Annotated in this window: 18 protein-coding genes; 6 read left to right on the top strand and 12 right to left on the bottom strand. The window is 70.5% G+C overall.

Annotated elements, in window-relative coordinates; all coding sequences use genetic code 11:
- Positions 1-16: 16 nt before the first annotated feature.
- The 4 genes from O7632_RS27550 to xseA all read right to left on the bottom strand — a co-directional run bounded on the left by O7632_RS27550 (position 17) and on the right by xseA (position 4,230).
- Entirely contained in the window at positions 17-2,098 is a 2,082-nt protein-coding gene (locus tag O7632_RS27550; RefSeq protein ID WP_278120446.1) for a trypsin-like peptidase domain-containing protein, read from the bottom strand.
- A gap of 25 nt (positions 2,099-2,123) precedes the next feature.
- Positions 2,124-2,540 (bottom strand): CU044_2847 family protein, encoded by a 417-nt coding sequence (locus O7632_RS27545; protein WP_278118490.1) that lies wholly within the window; start codon positions 2,538-2,540, stop codon positions 2,124-2,126.
- A 176-nt stretch (positions 2,541-2,716) separates the two neighbouring features.
- Positions 2,717-2,974, bottom strand: coding sequence for an exodeoxyribonuclease VII small subunit (locus O7632_RS27540; protein ID WP_278118488.1), 258 nt, complete (start codon positions 2,972-2,974; stop codon positions 2,717-2,719).
- Complete coding sequence (xseA, locus tag O7632_RS27535; protein WP_278118486.1) at positions 2,971-4,230, bottom strand: exodeoxyribonuclease VII large subunit; 1,260 nt, start codon at positions 4,228-4,230, stop codon at positions 2,971-2,973. Before xseA ends, O7632_RS27540 begins: the two co-directional genes overlap by 4 nt.
- A 250-nt stretch (positions 4,231-4,480) precedes the next feature.
- Here xseA and O7632_RS27530 point away from each other — a divergent pair, with 250 nt between their 5' ends.
- Together O7632_RS27530 and O7632_RS27525 are read left to right on the top strand one after the other, a co-directional pair.
- Positions 4,481-5,473 carry a 4-hydroxy-3-methylbut-2-enyl diphosphate reductase gene (locus O7632_RS27530; protein WP_278120444.1) on the top strand — a complete coding sequence of 331 codons (993 nt, stop codon included), beginning with the start codon at positions 4,481-4,483 and terminating at the stop codon, positions 5,471-5,473.
- Between the two features lie 169 nt (positions 5,474-5,642).
- The gene (locus O7632_RS27525) at positions 5,643-5,948 is read left to right on the top strand and encodes a hypothetical protein (RefSeq protein ID WP_278118485.1); all 306 of its coding nucleotides are present in this window, start codon (positions 5,643-5,645) and stop codon (positions 5,946-5,948) included.
- A gap of 193 nt (positions 5,949-6,141) precedes the next feature.
- Here the strand turns inward: O7632_RS27525 and O7632_RS27520 are convergent, their stop codons facing one another.
- Together O7632_RS27520 and O7632_RS27515 are read right to left on the bottom strand one after the other, a co-directional pair.
- On the bottom strand, positions 6,142-9,399 hold the full coding sequence (locus O7632_RS27520; RefSeq protein ID WP_278118482.1) for a S8 family serine peptidase: 3,258 nt from the start codon (positions 9,397-9,399) through the stop codon (positions 6,142-6,144).
- Between the two features lie 192 nt (positions 9,400-9,591).
- Positions 9,592-10,788: a DNA recombination protein RmuC gene (locus O7632_RS27515; protein WP_278118481.1), complete on the bottom strand. Its 1,197-nt coding sequence runs from the start codon at positions 10,786-10,788 to the stop codon at positions 9,592-9,594.
- Between the two features lie 86 nt (positions 10,789-10,874).
- Between O7632_RS27515 and O7632_RS27510 the strand changes: the two genes are divergently transcribed.
- Both O7632_RS27510 and O7632_RS27505 read left to right on the top strand, forming a co-directional pair.
- A complete protein-coding gene (locus O7632_RS27510; RefSeq protein WP_278118479.1) occupies positions 10,875-11,627 on the top strand; it encodes a hypothetical protein in 753 nt (250 codons plus the stop codon).
- Positions 11,628-11,708: 81 nt separating this feature from the next.
- Positions 11,709-12,374 carry a hypothetical protein gene (locus O7632_RS27505; protein WP_278118477.1) on the top strand — a complete coding sequence of 222 codons (666 nt, stop codon included), beginning with the start codon at positions 11,709-11,711 and terminating at the stop codon, positions 12,372-12,374.
- A 25-nt stretch (positions 12,375-12,399) separates the two neighbouring features.
- On the opposite strand, the gene O7632_RS27500 is transcribed toward O7632_RS27505, so the two are convergent.
- Complete coding sequence (locus tag O7632_RS27500) at positions 12,400-13,152, bottom strand: SGNH/GDSL hydrolase family protein (protein WP_278118476.1); 753 nt, start codon at positions 13,150-13,152, stop codon at positions 12,400-12,402.
- A gap of 380 nt (positions 13,153-13,532) precedes the next feature.
- Between O7632_RS27500 and O7632_RS27495 the strand changes: the two genes are divergently transcribed.
- Together O7632_RS27495 and O7632_RS27490 are read left to right on the top strand one after the other, a co-directional pair.
- A complete protein-coding gene (locus tag O7632_RS27495; protein ID WP_278120442.1) occupies positions 13,533-16,919 on the top strand; it encodes an IPT/TIG domain-containing protein in 3,387 nt (1,128 codons plus the stop codon).
- Positions 16,920-17,046: 127 nt separating this feature from the next.
- Positions 17,047-17,877, top strand: coding sequence for a class I SAM-dependent methyltransferase (locus O7632_RS27490; RefSeq protein WP_278118475.1), 831 nt, complete (start codon positions 17,047-17,049; stop codon positions 17,875-17,877).
- Here the strand turns inward: O7632_RS27490 and O7632_RS27485 are convergent.
- The 5 genes from O7632_RS27485 to O7632_RS27465 form a co-directional block, all read right to left on the bottom strand.
- On the bottom strand, positions 17,870-19,858 hold the full coding sequence (locus tag O7632_RS27485; RefSeq protein ID WP_278118473.1) for an ABC transporter ATP-binding protein: 1,989 nt from the start codon (positions 19,856-19,858) through the stop codon (positions 17,870-17,872). The two genes, O7632_RS27490 and O7632_RS27485, sit on opposite strands and share 8 nt — an antisense overlap.
- Positions 19,855-21,618, bottom strand: coding sequence for an ABC transporter ATP-binding protein (locus O7632_RS27480; protein WP_278118472.1), 1,764 nt, complete (start codon positions 21,616-21,618; stop codon positions 19,855-19,857). Before O7632_RS27480 ends, O7632_RS27485 begins: the two co-directional genes overlap by 4 nt.
- A 171-nt stretch (positions 21,619-21,789) precedes the next feature.
- Complete coding sequence (locus tag O7632_RS27475) at positions 21,790-22,317, bottom strand: methylated-DNA--[protein]-cysteine S-methyltransferase (protein ID WP_278118470.1); 528 nt, start codon at positions 22,315-22,317, stop codon at positions 21,790-21,792.
- Positions 22,314-23,894, bottom strand: a complete 1,581-nt coding sequence (locus tag O7632_RS27470) for an AlkA N-terminal domain-containing protein (RefSeq protein WP_278118468.1) — start codon at positions 23,892-23,894, stop codon at positions 22,314-22,316. Before O7632_RS27470 ends, O7632_RS27475 begins: the two co-directional genes overlap by 4 nt.
- A complete protein-coding gene (locus O7632_RS27465) occupies positions 23,858-25,177 on the bottom strand; it encodes an MFS transporter (RefSeq protein WP_278118466.1) in 1,320 nt (439 codons plus the stop codon). The genes O7632_RS27470 and O7632_RS27465 overlap by 37 nt, the downstream gene beginning before the upstream one ends.
- Positions 25,178-25,202: the final 25 nt, after the last annotated feature.

Here is a 25,202-nt window from a genome sequence, read left to right as displayed (position 1 = left end):
CCCTTCTGAGCCGGATTCACTGCTGCCAGGTGTCCAAGGTCAACGACGGAGCAGATAGACGGCGCGATGGATTGTCCCACATCAACACCACATCGTGTCCACAGTGGCAGGCGTCGCCGTCGCGGTCGGCCGCGATCCGGATCTGCCGGACCCGCTGCGGGAGATCATCGACCGTGGTGTCCCGCAGCTCGGCGGCGACGCCCGCCAGGAACGGCTGCCCCGCGCACGCCTCGGATCGGCGGTCGTGATGTCGAGGGCACGGCGGCCGCCGCCAGACCGCCACCGGTAGTCCCGCATAGGTGCCGACATCGACGATCGTCCGATGCTCCGGCACGCTCCACGCCGGCCCCGGCAGGCCGAACACGACCGGTTCCGGACGCTGCAGGTCCGCGTGCAACCGCGCCGGATCGACCGCCCCGCCGCAGTCGAAGTCGCGCATCCGCCACTCGGTGCCGGCGGTCTGGAGCTCCCGCCACCATCGCCGCGTCGAGTCGAGCCGCTCCGGCTCGTCGTCGTGGTCCGCGACCCGGACCACCACCGGCACCCGGTGGCCGAGCTTGGCGTACGGGCGGTCGACCGAGATCGGCCACTGGTCGACCGGCTCGTCGAGCAGTTCCTCGGGCAGGACGAGTTCGATCAGCACCGACTCGTGGGCGCCCGCCTCCCGCCAGGCCGCCGGCACCAGATCCCGCAGCTCCCGCCAGACCTTGTGCAGCGGAGCGGGCCGGTCGATGCGTTCCAACGCCTCCGGGTCGGTCGGCCGGAACGCCCGGACGTCGTCGCGGGCGGAGTAGATCGACACGCTCATGGTGTAGAGCCCGCTGTCGTGCCCGCTGCTGGTGATGCGGACCTGGACCGACGCGGGATCGCCGCTGCGCTGCCTCGGGATCGCGTCACGATGGTCCCCGGCCGCCGGGTCACGATGGTCCCCGGCCGCCGGGTCACGCTGGTCCCCGGCCGCCGGGTCACGCTGGTCCCCGGCCGCCCGAGCGGACGTCCGCTGTCGCTGGTCGAGGAACCGGCGCAACTCCTTACGTTGCTGGATCCGGCCGGCCACCTCCCAGGCCCACCGCCGCAGCGTCCCGGCCTGGGCTTCGGGAACCCGTTCGGCGAGTAGGAGCGCGAACCGGACGAGATGGTGCAGCTCTCCGCGCCAGGTGCCGCGCGCGTCGTCGAGCGCCCGGATCAGATCCCGTGGATGGGTCAACGGCTGGGCCGCTCTCGGCCGGAACGGGTCGGTGAGATCGTGATAGATCGTCATGGGATCGACCGTCGGCGGCATCGACGACAGGACGGCCTGCAGACTGGCCTCCTCGCCGGCCCGCAGCACCGGCAGCGGGATGTCCGGGTTCAGCGCATCCCACGGATTCCACGGCAAGGCGCCCAGCTGATGTCGATCGTCCCGGAGCCGGTCGATCCGCCCGGCCCAGTCGCCCTCCTCGGCGTGATATCGATCGTGCCCGCGCCAGAGGTCCCGCAGTAGCGGATCATTCGGCAACCCGCGCAACTGGACCAGCGGGACTACCACCCCGCCGTACGGTTGGTCGGGGGTGCGCGCGGTCTTGACGACCGCGCAGATCTCGCCGGTGAGCAGGTTGAGCACCGGGCTGCCGGACATCCCGGCGGGCAGTTCGTCGCCGCTGACCCGTACCGCGACTCCGCCCGGCACCGCCTGCGGCCCGGCCGCGCGCAGCTGCGCGGTGGTGGCACCGGCGTCGGCGTACACGGCACCGTACCCGTAGGCGTACAGCGGGGTGTCGTCGTCGATGTGCGCGTCACCCAGCCACCCGCAGGGGTGTCGCGGTGCCGAGGCCAGTTCGACCACAGCGAGATCCGGCAGCGGCCAGATGGTGTCCGCGTCGTGCCGGCCGGGTTCCGGATGTACGGCCCGGACCGGCAGGTCCTGCCCGTCCCAGCGGACCGTCAGGTCGCCTGGGTCCGCCCCGTTCCCGGAGCTCACCACGTGGGCGCAGGTCAGCACGACTCCGGGAGCCACGAAGAAGCCGGTGCCGCCGGGGACACCCGGCGCGGCGGGAATGTGCACGACGCAGGACCGCACCGCTCGGCGCAGCCATTCGGTGTGGTTCGGGACCGTCATGATGTTCACTGCCGGACCGTCGCGGTCAGCCGAGTTCGCCACCGACGGTCGGCTCCACCGATCCGCCGGGGCTGCCCGGCTGTTCGGCATCACCCGGGCCGCCGGAGGCGGCCGGCTCGACCGCGACCCCGGTCTCGCCGCCCGGACCCCAACCGAGGGTGACCGTCAGGTTGGCCTGCCCGCCAGCCTCGGCCAGCACACTGATCACCCGACCGGTACGGGCGGTCAGCGTCAGACCGAACTGGACGGTGACCGTGTCCGGTGCCAGGTCGGCGAGCCCTTGACGAACGCTGGCGCCGATCCCCCGGATCGTCTCCGTCAGACCTTCCACGTCGTGGATCCGGTCGTCGAGGAAACCCACGTCGGTCGGCCGGCCGGGAACGTCGGCCAAGGTCCACACCACCTCGCCACTGGGCAGTCTGACCTTGATCGGCTTGGACATGACGGGCTCCTCACGTCCGGTCACGGGAATTACCTATCACCGTAGTCATGTTCCCGGCCGGCCGGCAGTCTGGATCCGTTGTGGATACTGTCGGAAAACAGCGACTGTCGAATCCGACAACGGACTCGGTGGAGCGGTCGGGGATCTCGGTGGGTGGTCAGGTGTCGGTGGAGCGGTCAGGTGTCGGTGGAACGCGCCGCGCGGGCAATCTCCAGCCGTTCGCGGGCACCGTCGAGCCACCGTTGGCAGATGCCGGCGAGGCGCTCCCCGCGTTCCCACAAGGCCAACGACTCCTCCAGCGAGGTGCCGCCCGATTCCAGCCGTTCGACGACCGAGGCCAGTTCGGCGCGGGCCTGTTCGTAGCTCATCGTCTCGGCGGTGGTGGAGTCCGCCGCCGGGTCGTCGCCGGCCGCTGCCTTCTTCGTGCTGCTCATCTCGGTTCCTGTCCCTGTCCCTGTTCGCCCGTTGAATCCGGTTTGGCCACCGCACCGAGATCGCCGCCGGCCAGCCGCAGTCGTAGCCGGTCACCGGCGGACACCTGGCCGGGGGAGCGGACCACCTGGCCGGCCGCGTCCTGCACGATGGCGTACCCCCGGTCGAGGGTCGCGGCCGGCGAGAGCGCCCGCAGTCGGGCGAGCGTGTGGCCCAGTTCGGCGGTGCCGGCGGTGAGCCGGTGCGCCAGGCACCGGGCGGCGCGGTCCCGCAGGCCGGTGACCTCGCCGGCCCGCCCGTCGAGCAGCACTTGGGGCCGGGCCAGCACCGGGCGGGACCGGACCATCTCCAGCCGGTGCGCCTCCCGGTCGAGCATTCCGAGCACCGCCCGGTCCAGCCGCTGTCGGGCCACGGCGATCAGCCGTGACTCCTCTGCCAGATCCGGCACCAGCCGCTTGGCGGCGTCGGTCGGCGTGGAGGCCCGGACGTCGGCGACGTAGTCCAACAGGGGGGCGTCGGTCTCGTGCCCGATCGCGCTGACCACCGGGGTGCGGCAGCCGAACACCGCCCGGCACAGCGCCTCGTCGGAGAAGGGCAGCAGATCCTCCACGCTGCCACCACCCCGGGCGATGACGATCACGTCGACCGACGGGTCGGCGTCGAGCACGGCGAGCGCGTCCAGCAGTTGCGGGACCGCTCCGGAGCCCTGCACCGCGACGTTGACCACCCGAAACTCCACCGCCGGCCAGCGGCGTCGGGCGTTGGTCAGCACGTCCCGTTCGGCCGCCGACGCCCGGCCGGTGATCAACCCGATCCGCTGCGGCAGGAACGGGGGACGCCGCTTGCGGGCCCGGTCGAACAGCCCTTCCGCCGCCAACAGCCGTTTGAGCTTCTCCAGCCGGGCCAGCAGTTCACCGAGCCCGACCTGACGAATCTCGTCGGCCCGCAGGCTGAGGGTGCCGCGTGCCGGATAGAACTCCGGCTTGGCGCGTAGCACCACTCGCGCGCCGTCGGACAACTCAGGAGCACCGCTGTCCAGTACGTCCCGGTTGGTGGTGACGGTCAGGCTCAGGTCGGCCGACGGATCCCGCAGCGTCAGGAACACGGTGGTCGCGCCGGGCCGCCGACTGATCTGGGCTACCTGGCCGTCGACCCAGACCCAGCCGAGCCGGCCGATCCAGGCGCTGATCTTCTGGCTGACCACCCGGACCGGCCACGGCTCCTCCGCGCTGCTGCGGGGCGTCTCGGCTGCGGTCATCCGGTCAGGGTACGGGCGGGCCGGCGCGCCGTCGGCGTGCGCCCCGCCGCGTCGCCGCACTCCGCCCGCGTTCGCACTCCGCCCGCGTTCGCACTCCGCCGTTCGCACGGGCCGTTGGCTGCCTGGCCCCGCACGGGCCGCTGGCTGTCCAGCGCTGCCGGCCGGGCCGCCGGCACGTAGACTCGCACGGGTGAGCGAGGCAGAGGCGAAGACGGCAGCGACGTACCCCGCGCAGGCGCACCCGGCGCAGGTGAGCACCACTGCACGCAAGCGGGTGCTACTGGCGAACCCCCGTGGCTACTGCGCCGGCGTGGACCGCGCGGTGCAGACCGTCGAAGAGGCGCTGAAGCTCTACGGCGCGCCGGTCTACGTACGCAAGCAGATCGTGCACAACAAGCACGTGGTCTCGACCCTGGAAGCCAAGGGAGCGATCTTCGTCGAGGAGAACGAAGAGGTGCCGCACGGCGCGACGGTGGTCTTTTCCGCCCACGGGGTCGCCCCCGAGGTGCACGAGCAGGCCAAGGCCCGCGCGCTGAAGGCGATCGACGCCACCTGCCCGCTGGTCACCAAGGTCCACCAGGAGGCCCGCCGGTTCGCCGCCCAGGACTACGACATCCTGCTGATCGGTCACGAGGGCCACGAAGAGGTGATCGGCACGTCCGGTGAGGCCCCGGCGCACATCCAGCTGGTCGACGGCCCCGACGACGCCGACACGATCACCGTACGCGACCCGGAAAAGGTGGTCTGGCTGTCCCAGACCACGCTGTCGGTGGACGAGACCATGGAGACGGTGGCCCGGCTCAAGCGGCGGCTGCCGATGCTGCAGTCGCCTCCCTCGGACGACATCTGCTACGCCACGTCCAACCGTCAGCAGGTGGTGAAGCAGATCGCCCCCGAGTGCGACGTGATGCTGGTGGTCGGCTCCCGCAACTCGTCCAACTCGGTTCGGCTCGTCGAGGTGGCGCTCGGCGCGGGGGCCCGCGCCGGCTACCTGATCGACTTCGCCAGCGAGATCGACGACGCCTGGCTGGCCGGTGCCACCACGATCGGGTTGACCTCCGGTGCCAGCGTGCCCGACGACTTGGTGCACGAGGTCGTCGACCATCTGGCCGAGCGCGGGTTCGCCGACGTGGAGCAGGTCACCACGGTGGAGGAGACGATCACCTTCTCTCTGCCGTCCGAGCTGCGGCGGGACATGCGCGCCGCGGCGGCGGGAACGGATCTTCGCTCCGCCGCGTCATAACCGTATGAAAGCGACTCGGATCGGCGTACCTCTGCTTCTGGTGTTTCTGGCGTTGCCGGCCTGCGGCACCACCGAACCCACGACTGAGCCAGACCCGTCCGACCCGGTGCCGACGGCGTCGGCACCGGCGTCGCCACCGGCCACCCCGACCCCCTCTGGAGGTCCAGCCGTGACCACAGCACCGCCGGGGCGTACCCCGGGCCCTCCCGAAGACCTGCCGACCGTCTCACCGGGCCGTACGCCCGGTCCGGGCAAGTCCAGCGGCACGAGCCGGCCGATGACGCTGACCGGCACCATCGTGCCCGGCGTCGAGCACAACTGCTTCCTGCTCGACGGCTATCTGCTGGTCGGCGGGACCTCGGAGCTGATCCAGGCCGGCACCAGGGTCAGCGTCACCGGCCATGTGCAGCCGGATCTGATGACCACCTGCCAGCAGGGCATCCCGTTCGTGGTCCAGCGGATCGAGCCCGCCTGACCGGTCGACCTACCTGATGGCCTGACCGGCCGACCCACGTGAGAAGGGCCGACCCCGCGATCGGGGTCGGCCCTTCGGGTCGTACCTGTCGGTGCGGTTACTCGGACCGATCAGTCGGCTCAGTCAGTCGGCCCCCGGTGGTGCCGGTTCCGGTGGGGCCGGGGCGAGCCCGCCCCGACCCCACCGGTCCTGCTCAGCTGACCGATTCGACCGAGACCGCGCCACGGCCGACGACGGCGCCCTCCTCGGTGACGACGAGCATCTCACCGAAGAGTTCCCGACCAGCGGCCGGTACGGAGTCAACCGTGACGCTGCCGGTGAGGGTCGCGCTGGCCCCGTTGGCCAACTCGACCTCTCCGGCCTCGACCGCGATGGTGCCCAGGCCTGTCGAGTAGAACACGTCGAGGTAGTCGTACTCGGTCGTGCCGGCCGGCACCGCGTATCCGTCGACCTCGATGTCGTAGACGCCGGCCGGCGGGTTGTTGATGGTGACCGTCTCCTCCGAGTCACCGTCGGCGTTGTACGCGATCAACGATCCGCCACGGTAGACGAACAGATCGAGGTCGGCGCCGAGGTCACTGGTGTTGCCGATCGCCACGTACAACCGGGTCGCCCCGGCCGGCACCGTGACCTGGAAGGTCTGCACCTCGAGGTCGGCGATGGTCGGCCGCTCGCTGCTGGCCGAACCCAGCGAACCACCCTGCCCGGACACGTTGACCGGGCCGAAGGTGTTGGTGACGGTCCAGCTCAGCGGGCTGGGCTCACCAGCGGTGACGTTCTCCAGCACCGTGGTGGCCGGGTCCACGGTCACGCCCTGTACCCGTGCGGTCAGCGTGAACGGGTTCTGCAGCAGCGGCGAGGTCCGCCGGGACTCGACCTCGATTTCCCAGACACCCGGCATCGGGTTCTGGTAGTCGCGCTCGTCCGGCTTGCAGCCGGCCGGGTCGGAGAAGTTGCTGAAGCAGACCAGGCTGCTGGTGCTCTCTACCGGCACGCCCCACGGATTGATGGCGATGAACCGGGTCTGCGACCCGTCGGCCAGCCCGGAGAGGTTGACCTGCAGGGCCGACGCGCCTTCCGGCACCGTCACGAAGTACGAGGTGAAGCCGTTGCGGTCCACCTTGCCCGAGGTGCTGAACCCGAACTCGGGTCCGGGCAGCGGGTTCGATGCCACGACCGCGTTCATGATCTCGAAGTCGACCGTCGAGGTGAACGGGTTGTCGACCCGCAGGATCGCGCTGCGGATCCCGCTCTCCGGAGTGGCCCGCACGGTGATGGTGACCGGCTCGTTCAGCGGCAGCACCACCTGGCCGGGGGCGGCGAAGGTGCCGTCGTTGCCGACCCACTTGAGCTTGTGCAGCACGTCCGAGTCCGGTCCGGTGGTCCGGGTGATGGTCACCGGGTAGGACTTGAACTGACCCGGCCGGTGTCCGCCCGCGTCGGCTGCGCACCGGTTGTAGACGCCGGTGCCCCGGTTGGGGGTGGCCAGGAACTCCGAGATCGGGGTGCAGACCGGAGCGTCGACGGTGTAGCTGGGGGCTTCCACGCCTTCGCGCAGCAGCTTCCAGGTGTCGGCGACGTGCAGCATGCCGTTGCCCTGGGCGTACGCCGGTACGCCGTTGATCCACCGCGCCCCGGTGTAGAGCGCCCGCCGCAGCTGCTGCGGGGTCACCTCGAGGTCGTTGGCCGCGGCGCCGGAGAGCAGCAGGGCGACGGCGCCGGTGGCCTGCGGAGCGGCCATCGAGGTGCCGTTGTACATGGCGTAGCCGGGCGGCAGCGGGTAGCCGGCCTCGGGGACCGGGCTGCCTGCCTCCCAACCGGCGACAGTGGAGATGGCCGAGCCGGGGGCGCTGATGTTCGGCTTGAATCCGCCGTCCTCGCGGGGACCGCGGGAGGAGAAGTTGAACATCGCGTTGCGGGTGCGTACCTCGGAGCCGTAGTTGGCCGCCCAGGTGTCCCGGCTGATGCTGGCGCCGACGCTGACCACGCTGGCGGCCACCGACGGGTCACCGATCGTGTTGGCGCCCGGGCCCGAGTTGCCGGCCGAGATGAACATCTGCACGCCGTACTCGTCGATCAGGATGTCGTAGAGCTGCGCGCGGGCGTTGTTGCCGTCGTTGAGCGCGGGCAGACCACCGATCGACATGTTGATGATGTCGACGCCCCGGACGAGCACCAGGTCGATCATGCCGTCGGTCAGCGCCGCGGCGGTGCAGCCACCGGCGAACGTGCAGGCCCGCGAGGAGACCAGCTTGGCGCCGGGTGCCGCACCGTCGAAGTCCTCGTTGCCCAGCATGTCGTTGGCGGCCACGATGCCGGCGACGTGCGTGCCGTGCGACGAGGAGATCATGCCGATGTTGACGTAGTCGACCAGACCGGGGCCGCCGACCGGGGTGGTGTCGACGTCGGTGCGGTACTCGACGACGAACGGCACCTGCTCGGCGATCGGGGTGGCCGGGTCGTCCGTGCCGAAGTGGCCGATGTCGAAGCTCTCGTTGTACGGGCGCATCAACGGCTCGTCGGTGAAGTCGAAGTCCTGGTCGGTGTCGACGCGGACGTCGCCGGTGGCCGGGTCGTAGAGCACCCCGAACCGGTCGGTGGTGTCACCGTCGCGGTTGACGTCGCCGTTGGCGGCTCCGCCGACGGTGATGTTCTCCGCGAACAGGTTGATCTTGTATGTGCCGGCCGGGGCGGTCCAGGTGACCCCGGCGTAGCTGAAGCTGGGGCCGGTGGCGTCGGTCAGCATCGGCCGCCAGGTGCCGTCGTTTTCGAACACCGGGTCGATCGGGGTGACCCAGTCGACGATTTTCCGCTCGCCGGTGGTGGTGGTCTGCAGCGCCGGGTGGTCCAGGTCGATACCGGAGTCCATGATGCCGACGACGACGTTGCGGCCGTCCCACCGCGGGTGGCTCTTCTTGAACGAGACCGCGCCGGTCTCGTTGGTCGGCATGTAGGGGTTGACCGCCGGGGTGTCCGGTCCGGGGCCGGCGGCCTCGGTCGAGACGGAGGAAGCGGCTGCCCGGCTCTCCGGGGTCGGGTCGGGCAGCGCGATCTCCTCGTTGAGGTCGATCGCGGACACGCCGGGGATCTTCGAAGCCTTGATGACGTTGCTGGTCGGCACGCGGGCCCGCACGTAACCGACCTCGTCGACCTGGTTGCCGATGGTGCCGCCGAGTTCCTTCAACCCGGCCGCGACCTTGGGGGCCTGACCCTTGTCGGTCGCGACGATCAGCGTGACGGTCTGCTCACTCTTGGCCTCGGCTTCGGCGAGCAGGTCGAGATCATGTGACCCCAACGTATCGGTAGGGGTGTCCTTCAAGACGTCGGCTTCGGTCGACGGGTTGGCGCTCGCGGTGGAGGCGCCACCCACCAGCGTCACGGCACCGGCCACCATGACGGATGCCAGGAGCGCGGCCGAGGTTCGCCGTCTCCAGATGCGGGGTTTACTCACGTTCTCTTCCTCCGGAAGAACTGGGCCCTGGGGTGCAAGGCACGTGTGACCGCATCCTTGGCGCTACGGACGATCGCTGTCACTACTTCGCACCGCGTTGTGACCAGCCCGTGACATATATTGACCTGAATGGGTGACTATAGTGTAGTGGTTTGCCTGCAATGAGTAATGTCAATTCGGCGGTTTAACCGTTCAACCGGTCCACTCCGGACGTGCCGGACGCGCGGCGCCGGCGTCGGCCGGCTCCACCAACTCCGGTGCCTGCGCCTGCCGGGGAGCCACCTCGACCTGCGCTGGCGTGACCAACTCAGTGTCGGATACCCCGAGATCGGCCAACTTGCGCGCGCTGACCAGGACCCGCGCCTCCAGCGAGCCCACCGCCCGGTTGTACGCCGTCACCGCGCCACCGAGGGCGTTACCCAGCTTCGACACGTGATCGCCCAACGTGGCCAGCCGCCCGTACAGCTCACGGGCCAGCGTGTGCACCGCGACCGCGTTGCGGGCCAACGCCTCCTGCCGCCAGGAGTACGCGACGGTGCGCAGCAACGCCACCAGGGTCGCCGGGGTGGCCAACACGACGTCGCGGCGGAACGCGTGCTCCATCAGGGTCGCGTCGCGCTGCAACGCCGCGTCGAGGAACGGGTCGGCCGGCACGAACAACACGACGAACTCCGGCGTCTGATCAAAGGCGGACCAGTATTCCTTGGCCGCCAACGCGTCCACATGCGCCCGCAGGTGCCGAGCGTGATTGTCCAGTTGCTGATCGCGGGAACGCTCGTCGCGCGCCTCCATCGCCGACAGGTAGGCGTCGAACGGTGCCTTTGCGTCGACCACCACCGACCGGCCACCGTGCAACCGGACCACCAGGTCCGGGCGTACCCCCTGATGCTCGGTGGTCGCGGTGACCTGCTCGGCGAAGTCGCAGTGCTCCAGCAGGCCGGCCGCCTCGACGATCCGCCGCAGCTGGTGCTCGCCCCACCGGCCCCGGACCTGCGGCGCGCGCAACGCGGCGACCAACTGTTTGGTTTCGGTCCGCAATTCCCCGGAAACGGCGTTCATCGCCCGGACCTGTTCGCGCAGTTGCGCGTACGAATCGACCCGGTCGTGTTCCAGTTCGGCGATTCGCTGCTCGTAGCGCCGCAGCGCGTCGTGCAGCGGCGCCACCGCCCGCGCCACCGCCTCCTGCGACTGGGCGGTCGCCTCGTACGACAGGGCCCGCATCGACTGCTCGAGCCGGCCCTCGCCGTCACGGGTGGCCCGCAACGTGGCCTCCAGACGGGCGATCTCGGTCGTCGACCGGGACCGGGCGGCGAACCAGCCGAGCGCACCGCCGCAGCCCAGACAGACGATAACCACCGCCACCGTCGCGACATCCACGGGGGAAAGCATGTCAAACGGGTACGACCCGAGTGTGTGCTGGTCGTCGCGGGGCGGGTGCTGGCAGCTGGTGGATCAGGACGGCTACCGTCGTAGCCATGGAATTCCTCTTGCTCCTGGTGTTGGTCGCGCTGCTCGGCGGTGCGGCGCTGTGGTGGCGGCGGGAGAGTTCCGCCCGCAAGGAGCGCGCCCTGGCCGACGCCCGCGCCGAGGCACAGCGGTGGTACGAGCGGCTCGGCGGCCAGGTGATGAACCTGCACGGTGACGAGCCCGCCGTACGGCAGGCCTTGCTGGACGCCGGCGAGCGGTACAACGCGGCCGGTTCGCAGCTGGAGCAGGCGAGAAGCCCGAAGCAGTACGAGCTGGCCCGGGAGACCGCGCTCGAAGGACTCGCCTACGTCCGGGCGGCCCGGGTGGCCCTCGGCCTGGATCCCGGCCCGGAGCTGCCGCCGCTGGCCGCCGCCCGGGGTGCCGGTCAGCTCACCAAGGAACGCGAGGTCGCCGTCCAAGGGCAGACCTTCCGTGCCGGACCGAATCCCGGCCCGCAGACCCCGCACTACTATCCCGGCGGCTACTACCAGGGCCGGCCGGTGCCCGCCGGCTGGTACTCGCAGCCGCTGTGGAAGCCCGCCCTGGCCGGCGCGGCCGGCGCGATCGGCGGCATGTTGATCTTCAGTGCTCTGCTGTCGCCGTCCTTCGGCGACCCCGGATACGACGCCGGCATGGACGACGCCGGCATGGACGACGCCGGTGGCGAGGACTTCGGTGGCGGCGAGGACTTCGGTGGCGGTGGCGATTTCGGCGGCGATTTCGGTGGTGACTTCGGCGGCGGTGACTTCGGCGACTTCTGACCGGAGGTAGGGCTGACCTGACGACAGGTAGGTAGTGCTGACCTGATGGCGCGGGCGGCCGCCGCCAGGCAGAGTCGACCCGTGGACACGCAGCAACCGACGCACGTCGCCGCCGGCCCGGCCACCCGTACACCCGGTGGCGAACCGACCCGGGTCGGCTGGCTCGCCGGGCTCGGCGCCGCCGCCCTGGCCGTCGGCCTGGTCACCGCCGCCGCCCAGTCGACCGGACGGTTCCACTGGTGGGCCGGGTTCATCCTGGTGCCCGGCGCGCTGATCGCCGCCTCCGGCGGGCCGCTGCTCGTCCGGGGCGGTGGGCGGGCCTTCGGCGGGTACGTGATCACCTGCGTCGGTGTCCTGGTCTTCACCGTCGGTACCCTGCTGATGCTCGGTGTGATGATCGTCGGCTGGCCGATGATGATCGTCCTGCCGTGCCTCGCGGTCGCCGGCACCTACCGGTGGCGGCCGGAGCACCCGCTCGCCCGTGGCCTGCACCGCACCATCGCGCTGCTCGGCCTCACCGGTGCCGGGCTCGGCGTGACCTTCCTGCTGATCAACACGGACCGGGTCGACTTCGGCGGGCTCGGCTGGTGGGGGGCGTTCATGATGTTCGCCGGAGTCGCGGTCCTCGCCAACGCCCTCGAACTGACCCAGCACCGGATGCCGTACCGGCTGCAGGCGATCACCCTGCTGGCCGGGCCGTCGATCGTGACCTTCCTGCTCGGCCTGCGTTTCCTGCGCGGCTGGTGAACCGGACGGTCCGAGCGGATTCCACTCAGCCGGCGTGGACCGGGGTCCAGTCCAGGTACTTCGCGCTGCGACCATCGCCCGACGACCGGCCGCCCAGCCGGCGCCCGATCCAGGGCAGCACGAACTTCCGGTAGTACCGGGCCTCGACAAGCAGACTCCGCTGGCCGACCGGTGTCGGTTCGACCACGTGCGCCTCGGTGGCGTAGCCCAGCCCGTCCAGCACCAGGCTGGCCACCCGACGGTGCCCGGCCGAGTTGAGATGCAATCGGTCGGTCGACCAGTACTGCTCGCGGCGGATCTCGGCGTCGCTGAACACGTCGATGAAGTCGAGGCCGTGCCGGGCCGCCAACTCGGCGGTGGCGGCGGTCAACGCGACCCCCCGCCGCCGCATCACCGAGCCGAACGGCAGCCGCGCCGACGGGTCGCCACCGCTGAGCAGCACCAGCCGTACGCCGGCGGCGGCGCATCGGCGTACCGCGCCTTCGGTGAGCGCCACCAGCCGGGACAGGTCCGTGCCGGGTCGCATCATGTCGTTGCCGCCGCCGTTGAGCGTGATCATCGTCGGCGTGGGGGACAGCGACAGCGCCCGGTCGAGCTGTTCGGTGACGATCGGCTCCAGCAACCGTCCCCGGACCGCCAGGTTGGCGTACCGCACGGGGCTGTCGCTGGCGGCGGCGAGTCCGGCGGCGACGAGATCCGCCCAGCCACGTACCGTCCCGTCCGGCAACTCGTCGCCGAGCCCTTCGGTGAAGCTGTCCCCGATCGCCACGTACCGCACCCGAGACCTCCCCGTCCCGCGAAACCAGCGGCACCAAGTTACCTTCCGATACCGGTAGGTGCTGTGACGCGGATCCCGCTCTGCCGGTTGGCGGCTCGGTGCTCCTGATCGGGCAGTCCGTCCGGGCCAGCTGAGCGAGCTTAGGGATCAACCTGCGGGCACGTCCGGCGAACGGCGGAAGTGGATCCGTTCAGTGGACGCCGTCCAGTCTGGCCAGCTACGCCGCGACGGACATGCGTGTCGACTGGTTCGACCCATCGAGGATTTGCGAAACTTGCCCTATTTGTCATCGTTCTCGTTTGTGACGGATGGGCACACCGGCCTGTCCGGCTCACGCAGAAGACGAGACGGGGGAAAAGGTGCAGTCAACGTTGAAACGGGTGGCCGGCCTCTCGCTGGCCGCGCTACTTGGCACCGCTGGCGGATTGGCGGTGACAGCCGCGCCAGCCCACGCCGCTCCCGGTGATGCGCAGGCGAGGGGGTTGATCGTCGACCTCTCGGCGGAGGTGCTCGGAATTCCGGTGATCGAGGCCAGCGCGGTGATCGGTTCGGTGACCGCCCCACCCGCTGGCGGCACCGATACCGAGGCCCTGATCGACATCACCCTGCCCGGTGCCATCGGGGTCGCTGCCGACGGCACCGTCCTCGAGGTCAGCGCGACCAGAGGCCCGATCTCGTCGTTCGCGTCGTCGTCGGTCGCCGACGTGTCGTTGGATATCCTCGGTGTGAACGTGCTGACCGCCTCGGCGGTCGAGGCCGCGGTCAGCTGCCCGTTCGTCGGCCCGCAGACCGCCGACACGACGCTGACCGGGCTGACCGTGTTCGGCTTGGCGGAAGTCCTGCTCCCCAACGGGCCGAGCGTCGACGCGAGCGCCGCGGTGACGGTTCCGGGTCTGGTCGGAGCAATGCTCGACGTGTCGTTGTCGCGTATCGAGACTGTCACCGCCGACAGTGCGGCGGCGGCGACCATCGTGCTCACCGCGGAACTCTCGGGCCTGCTCCTCGGGCTTCCGGTGGTCATTCCGGTCGGCGAGGTCATCATCGCGGAGGCCACCTGTGAACGTCCGGCCGCGCCGGCGCCGCCGACGGCGTCGTCGATTGATCCGGATTCTGGTCCGCAGTCTGGTGGTCAGACGGTGACGATCGTGGGTTCGGGGTTTGTGCCTGGTGACACTGCGGTGGCGTTTGACGGGTTGCCGGCTACTGATGTGGTGGTGGATCCGTCGGGTACGTCGTTGACGGCGGTGACTCCGGCGCACGCGCCTGGTGTGGTCGATGTGGTGGTGACCACTGGTGGTGGTTCGACGGATCCGTTGGCGTACACGTATCTGGCTGATGGTTCGGATGCGGTGGTGACCGGGTTGGATCCTGATTTCGGGCCGACGTCTGGTGGTACCACGGTGACGATCACGGGTTCGGGTTTCACGGGGGCGTCCGGGGTCACGTTCGATGGTGTGGCGGGTACGGGGTTCTCGGTGAATCCGGCGGGTACGGAGATCACGGTGGTGACTCCGCCGGGTGCTGCTGGTCCGGCTGATGTGGTGTTGGTGTTCCCGGCGGGTACGGCGGACGCGGGCATCTTCACGTATGTGCCGCCGACGATTGTTTCGGTGGTGCCGGATTCGGGTCCGAACACGGGTGGCACGTCGGTGACGATCACGGGTTCCGGGTTTTCCGGGGCGACTGATGTGACGTTCGGTGGTGTGCCGGGGACTGGTCTGGTGGTGGATCCGTCGGGTACGTCGTTGACGGTGGTGACGCCGCCGGGGCCGGTGGGTCCGGTTGATGTGGTGGTGGTGTTGCCGGGTGACGACGCGGTCGCTCCGGACGGGTTCACGTATGTTGTCGCGCCGCCGACGGCGTCGTCGATTGATCCGGATTCTGGTCCGCAGTCTGGTGGTCAGACGGTGACGATCGTGGGTTCGGGGTTTGTGCCTGGTGACACTGCGGTGGCGTTTGACGGGTTGCCGGCTACTGATGTGGTGGTGGATCCGTCGGGTACGTCGTTGACGGCGGTGACTCCGGCGCACGCGCCTGGTGTGGTCGATGTGGTGGTGACCACTGGTGGTGGTTCGACGGATCCGTTGGCGTACACGTATCTGGCTGATGGTTCGGATGCGGTGGTGACCGGGTTGGATCCTGATTTCGGGCCGACGTCTGGTGGTACCACGGTGACGATCACGGGTTCGGGTTTCACGGGGGCGTCCGGGGTCACGTTCGATGGTGTGGCGGGTACGGGGTTCTCGGTGAATCCGGCGGGTACGGAGATCACGGTGGTGACTCCGCCGGGTGCTGCTGGTCCGGCTGATGTGGTGTTGGTGTTCCCGGCGGGTACGGCGGACGCGGGCATCTTCACGTATGTGCCGCCGACGATTGTTTCGGTGGTGCCGGATTCGGGTCCGAACACGGGTGGCACGTCGGTGACGATCACGGGTTCCGGGTTTTCCGGGGCGACTGATGTGACGTTCGGTGGTGTGCCGGGGACTGGTCTGGTGGTGGATCCGTCGGGTACGTCGTTGACGGTGGTGACGCCGCCGGGGCCGGTGGGTCCGGTTGATGTGGTGGTGGTGTTGCCGGGTGACGACGCGGTCGCTCCGGACGGGTTCACGTATGTTGTCGCGCCGCCGACGGCGTCGTCGATTGATCCGGATTCTGGTCCGCAGTCTGGTGGTCAGACGGTGACGATCGTGGGTTCGGGGTTTGTGCCTGGTGACACTGCGGTGGCGTTTGACGGGTTGCCGGCTACTGATGTGGTGGTGGATCCGTCGGGTACGTCGTTGACGGCGGTGACTCCGGCGCACGCGCCTGGTGTGGTCGATGTGGTGGTGACCACTGGTGGTGGTTCGACGGATCCGTTGGCGTACACGTATCTGGCTGATGGTTCGGATGCGGTGGTGACCGGGTTGGATCCTGATTTCGGGCCGACGTCTGGTGGTACCACGGTGACGATCACGGGTTCGGGTTTCACGGGGGCGTCCGGGGTCACGTTCGATGGTGTGGCGGGTACGGGGTTCTCGGTGAATCCGGCGGGTACGGAGATCACGGTGGTGACTCCGCCGGGTGCTGCTGGTCCGGCTGATGTGGTGTTGGTGTTCCCGGCGGGTACGGCGGACGCGGGCATCTTCACGTATGTGCCGCCGACGATTGTTTCGGTGGTGCCGGATTCGGGTCCGAACACGGGTGGCACGTCGGTGACGATCACGGGTTCCGGGTTTTCCGGGGCGACTGATGTGACGTTCGGTGGTGTGCCGGGGACTGGTCTGGTGGTGGATCCGTCGGGTACGTCGTTGACGGTGGTGACGCCGCCGGGGCCGGTGGGTCCGGTTGATGTGGTGGTGGTGTTGCCGGGTGACGACGCGGTCGCTCCGGACGGGTTCACCTACACCTCTGGTCCGGCGCCGGTGATCGATTCGATCGATCCGAACCAAGGACCGGCTGGCGGCGGCACGACGGTGACGGTGGGCGGGAGCGGATTCGTTCCCGGCCAGACCACGGTCACGATCTGTGGTCGTACCATTCCGGCGAGTTCGGTGACGGTCAACAGCGCCGGAACGTCGCTGACGTTCGTCACTCCACCCTGCGACGTCAAGCACACGACCGTCAGGGTGACCACGCCGAACGGGACTTCGAACGAGGTCGCCTTCCGGTACGTCGGACTGCCGGTCACCGGTAGTGCGACTACGAACCTGATCACCAGTGGTGGTGCCCTCGTGGTCCTGGGCATCGCACTGCTTCTCCTCGCCCGTAGGCGCGCGAACCTGGCGTAGCCGCGAGCGGCAGAGACGGATTGGGTGGTCCGGGGTGAACTACTCCGGGCCACCCGCCGCGTGCTGTCTGCCGGGCTGTATGGATAACGGGATGCCGTGACCGGGAAACGATGGCATCGTCTGCCGGATGACCGCTGACTACCTTGCGATCAACCGGGCCAGTTGGGACGAGCGGGCTCCGGCGCACGCCGCCTCCCCGGACTACCAGGTGAGCCAGTTGCTCGCCGACCCGACCCGGCTCAGTGAGGTGGTGCGCTTCGACCTGCCCCGACTCGGTGACCTCACCGGCGTACGCGGGGTTCATCTGCAGTGCCACATCGGCACCGACACGCTGTCCCTGGCCCGGCTCGGTGCCCGGATGACCGGGGTGGATCTGTCCGGCGCGTCGCTGGTCGAGGCCCGCCGGATCGCCGAAGCCGCCGGCACGCCGGTCGAGTACGTCGAATCCGACGTCTACCGGGCGGCCGAGGTGCTCGGCGCCGGTGGCTTCGACCTGGTCTTCACCGGCATCGGCGCACTCTGCTGGCTGCCCGGCGTCGACCGCTGGGCCGGCGTGGTCGCCGACCTGCTGCGTCCCGGCGGGCGGCTGTTCCTGCGCGAAGGCCATCCGGCGCTGTGGGCCATCGACGAGACCCGGCCCGACGGGCTGCTCGTGCTCGACCTGCCGTACTTCGAGACCGCCGAACCGCTGGTCTGGAACGAGAACGGCACCTACGTCAGCACCGACGCCAACTTCACCCACAACGTCACCCACTCCTGGAACCACGGCCTGGGGGAGATCTTCACCGCGCTCACGGCCGCTGGTCTGCGGGTCACCATGCTGATCGAGCACGACAGCGTGCCGTGGAACGCGCTGCCCGGCCGGATGACCAAGGGCGACGACGGTGAGTGGCGGCTCACCGAACGTCCCGCGCGGCTGCCGCTCAGCTACACGCTGCAGGCGGTCAAGGTCAGCTGAGGCTGTCCCGCCACTGCTGGTGCAGCGCCGCGTAGTGCCCCCCACCGGCGATCAACTCGTCCGGCGTGCCGTCCTCCACCACCCGACCACCGTCGAGCACCAGCACCCGGTCGGCGATCTGCACGGTGGACAGCCGGTGCGCGATGACCAGCGCGGTCCGTCCGCGTCCGCTACCGGCGGCCGGACCCCGCAGCATGGTGTGCAACGCCCGCTGGACCAGACGTTCGGTCGGTACGTCCAGCGACGAGGTGGCTTCGTCCAGGATGAGTACGGCCGGATCGGCGAGCACCGCCCGTGCGAACGCGACGAGCTGCCGCTGCCCGGCGGAGAGCCGCCCGCCCCGGCGGTGCACGTCGGTGGCGTACCCGTCGGGCAGCCCGGCGATGAAGTCGTGCGCGCCGATCGCCCGCGCCGCCGCCTGCACCTCCGCGTCGCTGGCGTCCGGCCGGCCGAACCTGATGTTCTCCGCGACGCTGCCGGCGAAGAGATGGTTTTCCTGGGTGACCATGATGACGTGCCGCCGCAGGTCCGCGTCCCGGACGTCGCGTAGGTCGACCCCGTCGAGGGTGACCGATCCGCTGACCGGATCGTAGAGCCGGGCGACCAGCTTCGCGATCGTCGACTTGCCGGCTCCGGTCGCGCCGACCAGCGCGACGGTCTGCCCCGCCGGGATCCGCAGCGTCAGCTCCGGCAGCACCACCCGGTCCGGGCGGTAGCCGAATGACACCGCCCGGAGTTCGACCGATCCGCGTACGGGCACCGGCAGCGGGCGGGGGTCGGCCGGATCCGGCACCTCGGGTCGCTCGTCGAGCACCCCGGACAGCTTCTCCAGAGCGGCGGTGGCCGACTGCAGCGAGTTGTAGAACTGGCTCAGCTCCTGCATCGGTTCGAAGAACCGGCGCAGGTACAGCAGGAACGCGGCGAGTACGCCGATCTCCGTGTCGCCCTGCAGCACCTGCCAGCCGCCGAAGGTCAGCACCACCGCGATCGCCACGTTGCCGATGCCTTTCAACCCCGGCGAGTAGATCGCGATCAACCGGAACGCCCGCAGGTTTGCCTGCTGGAAGCCGCCGTTGACCTCGGCGAAGATCTCCTGGTTGCGGGGCTCCCGGCGGAACGCGTGCACCGCCCGTACCCCGCCGAGCGATTCCACGAAGTGCACGATCAGCAACGAGACCGCTTCCCGCGTGTGCCGGTAGGCCACCGTGGAGGACCGGGCGAACCACACCGACATCCACAGCAGGAACGGGAAGGCCAGTAGAGTCACCACGGCCAGCGGCGGGTCCAGCCAGAGCAGGATGCCGGCGACCGAGATCACCGACAGCCCGGCCAGCACCAGGTCGTCGATGCCGCCGTCGACCAGGTCGGCGATCGAGTCCATGTCGCTGGTCAGCCGGGCCACCACCCGACCCGAGGTGTACCGCTCGTGGAAACCCACCGAGAGCCGCAGGAAATGACGGTAGACCCGTTGTCGCAGGTCGAGCAGGATCGACTGGCCGATCCGGGCGGACAGCACGAGGAAGCTGCGCTTGCCGACGTACTCGGCGACCGTGGTGACGGCGAACGCCACGCCGATCGCGATCAGCAGGCCCGGGTCGCCCTCGTCGCGCAGCGGCGGGATGGCCCGGTCGATGCCGAGCATGACCAGGTACGGGCCGGCCATCGCGGCGGCGTTCTGCACCAGCAGCAGCACGACCGCGACCGCGATAGTCCGACGGTGCGGCCGGGTCAGCGAACCGAGCAGCGCCCGGCTGCGCGCCCGCAGCCGTCCGGCGGCCGGGGCCACCGCGTCAGGTCCCCCCAGCGGATCGTCCGCCGCCGCGTCGGCGATCCCGCGCCAGTCCGGCGGCTGCGCCGGCGTCCATGCCGGTGGATCAGCCTGCTGCGGCTGCTGCGGCTGCTGCGACGGCTGACGAGTCGCGTGGCGCGGACCGTGGTCGGGGTGTCCGTGGTCGGCACGCCGCTCGCGGCTCGCGGTCATCCGGACGACCTGACCAGGCCGTGTCCGTCGGCGGAGAGCACCGCCCGATAGGCGGGTACGGTCGCGAGCAGTTCGGTGTGCGTACCGATCGCGGTGATCCGCCCGCCGTCGAGCAGCGCCACCCGGTCGGCCAGCGCCACCGTGGACGCCCGGTGTACGACGAGTAGCGCGGTGGTGCCGGCCAGGACCCGACGCAGCGCCTGTTCCACCAGCGCCTCGGTGTGGACGTCGAGCGCCGACAGCGGATCGTCCAGCACCAGCACCCGGGGCCGGCCGAGCACCGCGCGGGCCAACGCCAGTCGCTGGCGCTGCCCACCGGACAAGGAGAGTCCCTGCTCGCCGATCCGGGTCATCAGCCCCCACGGCAGGTCGTGGACGAAGTCGGCCTGGGCCAGCTGGATCGCGGCGTGCACGTCGGCGTCGGTGGCGTCCGGCCGACCCAGGGTGAGGTTCTCCCGGACCGACATGGAGAACAGGGTCGGGTCCTCGAAGGCCATCCCGACGCAGCGGCGCAACTCGTCCAGCCGCAGGTCCCGCAGATCGTGCCCGTCCAGGGTGATCCGGCCGCCGTCGACGTCGTACAGGCGTGGCACCAGCGACACCAGGCTGGTCTTGCCGCTGCCGGTGAGTCCTGCGATGGCCAGGGTCTCACCCGCCCGTACGGTGAGATCGACGCCGCACAGCACCGGCGACGCCGATCCGGGGTAGCCGAACGTGACGTCGTCGAATCGCAACTCGCCGCGGATCTCGGTGACCTGGATCCGGGCCGCGTCCGGCCGGTCGGTGATCGCCGGTGGCGTGTCGAGCACCTCGTAGATCCGGTCGGCCGCGGTCATCGCCTCCTGCGCCTGAGCGATGATCCAGCCGAGTGACTTGATCGGCCAGATCAGCATCAGTTGCAGGGTGACGAAGGCGACGAGCTGGCCGATGGTGAGCTGGTCGTCGGCGACCGCGACCGCGCCGACCACCAGCACCACCGCCAGCGTCGCGTTCGGCACCAGGTCGTAGCGGGCCGAGGCACCCGCCAGCAGCCGTCCCTTGCCAACCGCCGTGTCGTGCAGGGCACCGGCCCGGCGCGCGAAACGCTCGGCGAGGAACGGTCCGCGCCCGAACGAGGTGATGGTCCGCAGACCCTGCGCGGATTCCTCCACCAGCGTGGCGAGGTCGCCCTGCTGGTCCTGCACCTGCCGGGAGACCCGCAGGTACGCGCGGGTGAAGCGACGGCTGAACAGGTAGAGCGGCACCGCGCTGGCGGCCACCACGAGACCGAGGGGCCAGTGCATGTGCAGCAGCAGCGCGACGACGGTCAGATAGGTCGCCGAGTTGAGGATCAGGAACAGCAGCCCGAAGGAGAGGAACCGGCGGATCACCGACAGATCGCTGGTCGCCCGGGACAGCAGCTGGCCCGACTGCCACTGGTCGTGGAACGTGACCGGCAGTCGTTGCAGATGAGCGTAGATGTCGTCGCGGATCGTGCTTTCCATGCCGATCGAGGACGCGCTCTGCGTCCACCGCCGGATGAAGATGAGAAACGCCTCGATCGAGCCGAGGAGCAGCGCGAGTCCACCGAGGACTACCAGCCCGACCGGGTCGCCGTCGGTCAGCGGGCCGTCGACGACGGCCGCGATGACCAACGGGATGGCGATGCCGGCGGCGGTGGCGGCGGCGGCCGCCACCAGCAGCCAGCCGAGTTGGTGGAGATAGGGCCGGAGATATCTGCGTAGCCGCCAGAGGTGGTGGACCGCGCGCCGATCAGGCAACGATCGATCGGATGCGGCGGCCACACAACGACGGTAGCCGGTGTCGGCGTTGCGTAACTGCCCCGGATCGGTCAGCTTTCGTACCGTGGATCGGCCGGTCCTGGCGTACCCTGATTCGGTCTGCCCGCCTATGGCCGTAGGTCACCGACGATCCGGCCAGGCCGTGACCGGTCAGCTCCGAACGCCGAGGCCGGCCGCCTGACGTTCGTGGTCGAGCAGCCAGCTCTTTACCCGCAGCCCCCACCGGTAACCGCCGAGTGTGCCGTCCAGGCGCAGTACCCGGTGGCACGGCACGATCAGCGCGACCGCGTTGCGGGCGCAGGCGCTGGCCGCCGCCCGTACCGCCGATGGCCGGCCGGCGAGCGCGGCGAACGCGGTGTAGGTGATCGGGTCGCCCGGCTTGACGTCGCGCAGCACCGACCAGGCGCGCCCCCGCCACGGTCCACTGTGCTGACGTACCGGCAGGTCGTCGAGGGCGGTGAGCTCGCCGGCGAGGTAGGCCCGGACCGCGGCGGTGACGACGCCCAGTTCCTCGCGCGCACGGACCGGCAGACGCAGCTCAGGATGGATCAGCGGGGACAGCTCGCGGTGGTCGTGCGTGAACCCGGCGGCCCGGACCTTCCCGTCGGCGTCGACCAGTACGGTCAACGGACCGACCGGGGTGGGCACAGTGGCAGCGTCCAGTCTGCTATGGATCATTGGTTCTTCCTGTTCGTCGAGGGCTGCCGGGTGTCTGCCTGGAGCTGACCGGCGACCCGCCACAACCGGACGGTGCCGTACGAGCGCCAGGGCCGCCAGGCGTCGGCGTGCGCGGTCAACGCGGACCCGCCCGACGGCAGACCGGTCAGGTCGGCGCCGCGTCGCACGCCCACGTCGCCGGCGAGCAGGACGTCGGGGTCGCCGAGGGCGCGCATCGCCACATAACCGGCGGTCCAGGCGCCGATGCCGGGTAGCGCCAGCAACCGGTGGACGAGTTCGACACGGTCACCACCGGGGCCGAGCACGATGGTCCCGTCGGCGACGGCGGCGGCCAGGGCACGCAGGGTGGCGCGGCGGGCCGCCGGCATCGCGAACGCGGTGTCCGGCAGGTCGAGCAGTCGCGCCGGGTCGGGAAACGACACCAGCGCCGGGTCGTCCGGTGGCGTCGGTACGGGGTCGGCGGGCTGGGCAGCCGCCGCGCAGAGCCGGTCGGCCGGGTCGCCGGGCTGGGCAGCCGCGCAGATCCGGGCCAGGACGCCCCGGGCCGCCACCACGGAGACCTGCTGCCCGACGACCGCCCGGACCGCCAACTCGAAGCCGTCCACCGCGCCCGGCACCCGTACGCCCGGTTCACGGCGGACCACGGCGGTGAACCGCGGGTCTGCGCCGAGGACGTCGTCCACGGCGGCCGGGTCGGCGTCGAGATCGAACAGCTGTCGGCACCGGGCCACCGCCGGCGCCAGGTCGCGCAGATCAGTCAGGCGCAGGGCGGCACCGACGTGGTCGTCACCCGGGGTCAGGGCGACCGTGCCGGTGCCGTGCGGCAGCCGCAGCACCCGGCGGTACGTGCCGTCGTCGACCGACTCCACCCCGGGCACCGCCCGGACGGCGAAGAACTCCAGCAGCCCGGCGGCGTGCAGCGGCCGGCGAAACGGCAGCCGTACCCGGATCGTGCCGGCCGGCAGCGGCCCGGAGTCGGATCGGCCACCCGGCCGGCCACCCGGCCGGCCACCCGGCCGGCCAGCGGCGCGCAGCAGATGCGGGGCGATCCCGTAGACCTGCCGAAGGGTGTCGTTGAACTGCCGGACACTGCCGAACCCGGCGGCGAACGCGATGTCGGCCAGCCGCAGGTCGGTGGTCTCGATCAGGATCCGGGCGGTCTGCGCCCGCTGCGCGCGGGCCAGCGCCACCGGCCCGGCACCGAGCTGATCGGTGAGCACCCGATGCACCTGCCGCTCGGTGTAGCCCAGCCGACGGGCCAGGCCCGGCACCCCGTCCCGGTCCACCACCCCGTCGCCGATCAACCGCATCGCCCGGCCGACCAGATCGGCCCGCAGGTCCCAGTCCGGCGACCCCGGAGTGGCGTCCGGCCGGCACCGCCGGCAGGCCCGGAAGCCGGCGCGTTGCGCGGCCGCCGCCGACGGGTAGAACGCCACGTTGGCCGGCTTGGGCGTGGTCGCCGGGCAGGACGGACGGCAGTAGATGCCCGTCGAGGTGACCCCGGTGTAGAACCAGCCGTCGAAGCGCGGGTCGCGGCTGTCTACCGCTCGGTAGCAGCGGTCGAAGTCGAGCTCCATGGGTCTGATCCTGACTGTTCATGCGGCGAACGGCTGGCGGGATTCGGACGTGGCGGTGCGGTGGGATTCGGACGTGGCGGTGCGGTGGCGCCGGCGACCAGCAGACCGATCACCAACGCCCCGAGGACGACCAGCAACGCCCGCAGGATTCCGTCCCGCTCGGCCAGGAAACCCACCAGCGGCGGGCCGGCCAGGAACGCCGTGTAGCCGATCGAGCTGACCACGGAGACCCGTACCGCTGCCCGGTCGGCGACGTCGGCGGCGGCGCTCATCCCGACCGGGAAGCCCAGCGACGCGCCAGCACCCCACAGCAGCGCGCCGACCAGCGCCCACGGCAGCGCCGGCCCGAAGACCACCAGGAGCAGGCCGACCAGGGCAAGCAGGGCCGTGCATCGCAGCACCAGCACCCGTCCCCAGCGTTGCAGGGCCGATCCGCCGACCATCCGGGCACCGGTCATCGCCGTGACGAACAATCCGAACACCACCGCGCCGACCGCGTCGTTGGTGCCGTAGCCGTCTACCACGGCCAGGGTGAGCCAGTCGTTGGCGACCCCTTCGGTGAACGCGAACGCCAACACCAGCAGGCCGATCAGCAATGTGCGCGGTTCCCGCCAGGCCCGCAGCACCCCGGAGCGGCTCGCCGGCGTCCCCTCCTCCCGGGCCGGGACCGGCAGGAACCAGCGGACCGACCCGGCGATCACGCCGATCACCAGCAGCGCCGTCGCGGCGAGCTGCCAATCGACCGGTACGCCGAGCCACGCGCAGCCGGCACCGGCCAGTGCGCCGGTGACCGTACCCAGGCTGAACCCGGCGTGGAAACGGGGCATCAGCGGCCGGTCGAGTCGGCGCTCGACGTCGGCGCCCTCGACGTTCATCGCCACGTCCCAGCTGCTCACTCCGGTCCCGGTGAGCAGCAGGCCCGCCCCGGCGAGCGGGGCGACGCCCAGCAGCACCCCGGCCGCGACGGCCAGCATCCCGACGGTCACCGCGCTCGCTCCGGCCAGCACGGTGCGGCGCGGGCCGATCGCGTGGACCAGCGGCCCGGACAGCGGCAGCGCGCTGACCGCGCCGATCGACAGACAGAGCAGCAGCAGACCGAACTGGGCGTTGGACAGTTCCAGGCCGTCGCGGATCGCCGGTGTCCGGGATATCCAGGACGCGAAGGCGAGACCGCTGACTCCGAAGGCGATCCCGACCGCGATCCGCGCCCGTTCCACGACCGGACGCGCCACCGCCACCGCCTCCGCCTCCGCCGCCGCCGACTGGTCCGCTTTCCCCGACATCGCCGTCGCCCCGCTTTCCGTTTGC

Source organism: Solwaraspora sp. WMMD406 (assembly GCF_029626025.1).
Taxonomy (GTDB): Bacteria; Actinomycetota; Actinomycetes; order Mycobacteriales; family Micromonosporaceae; genus Micromonospora_E.
This window is presented reverse-complemented; position numbering and strand designations above follow the sequence as displayed.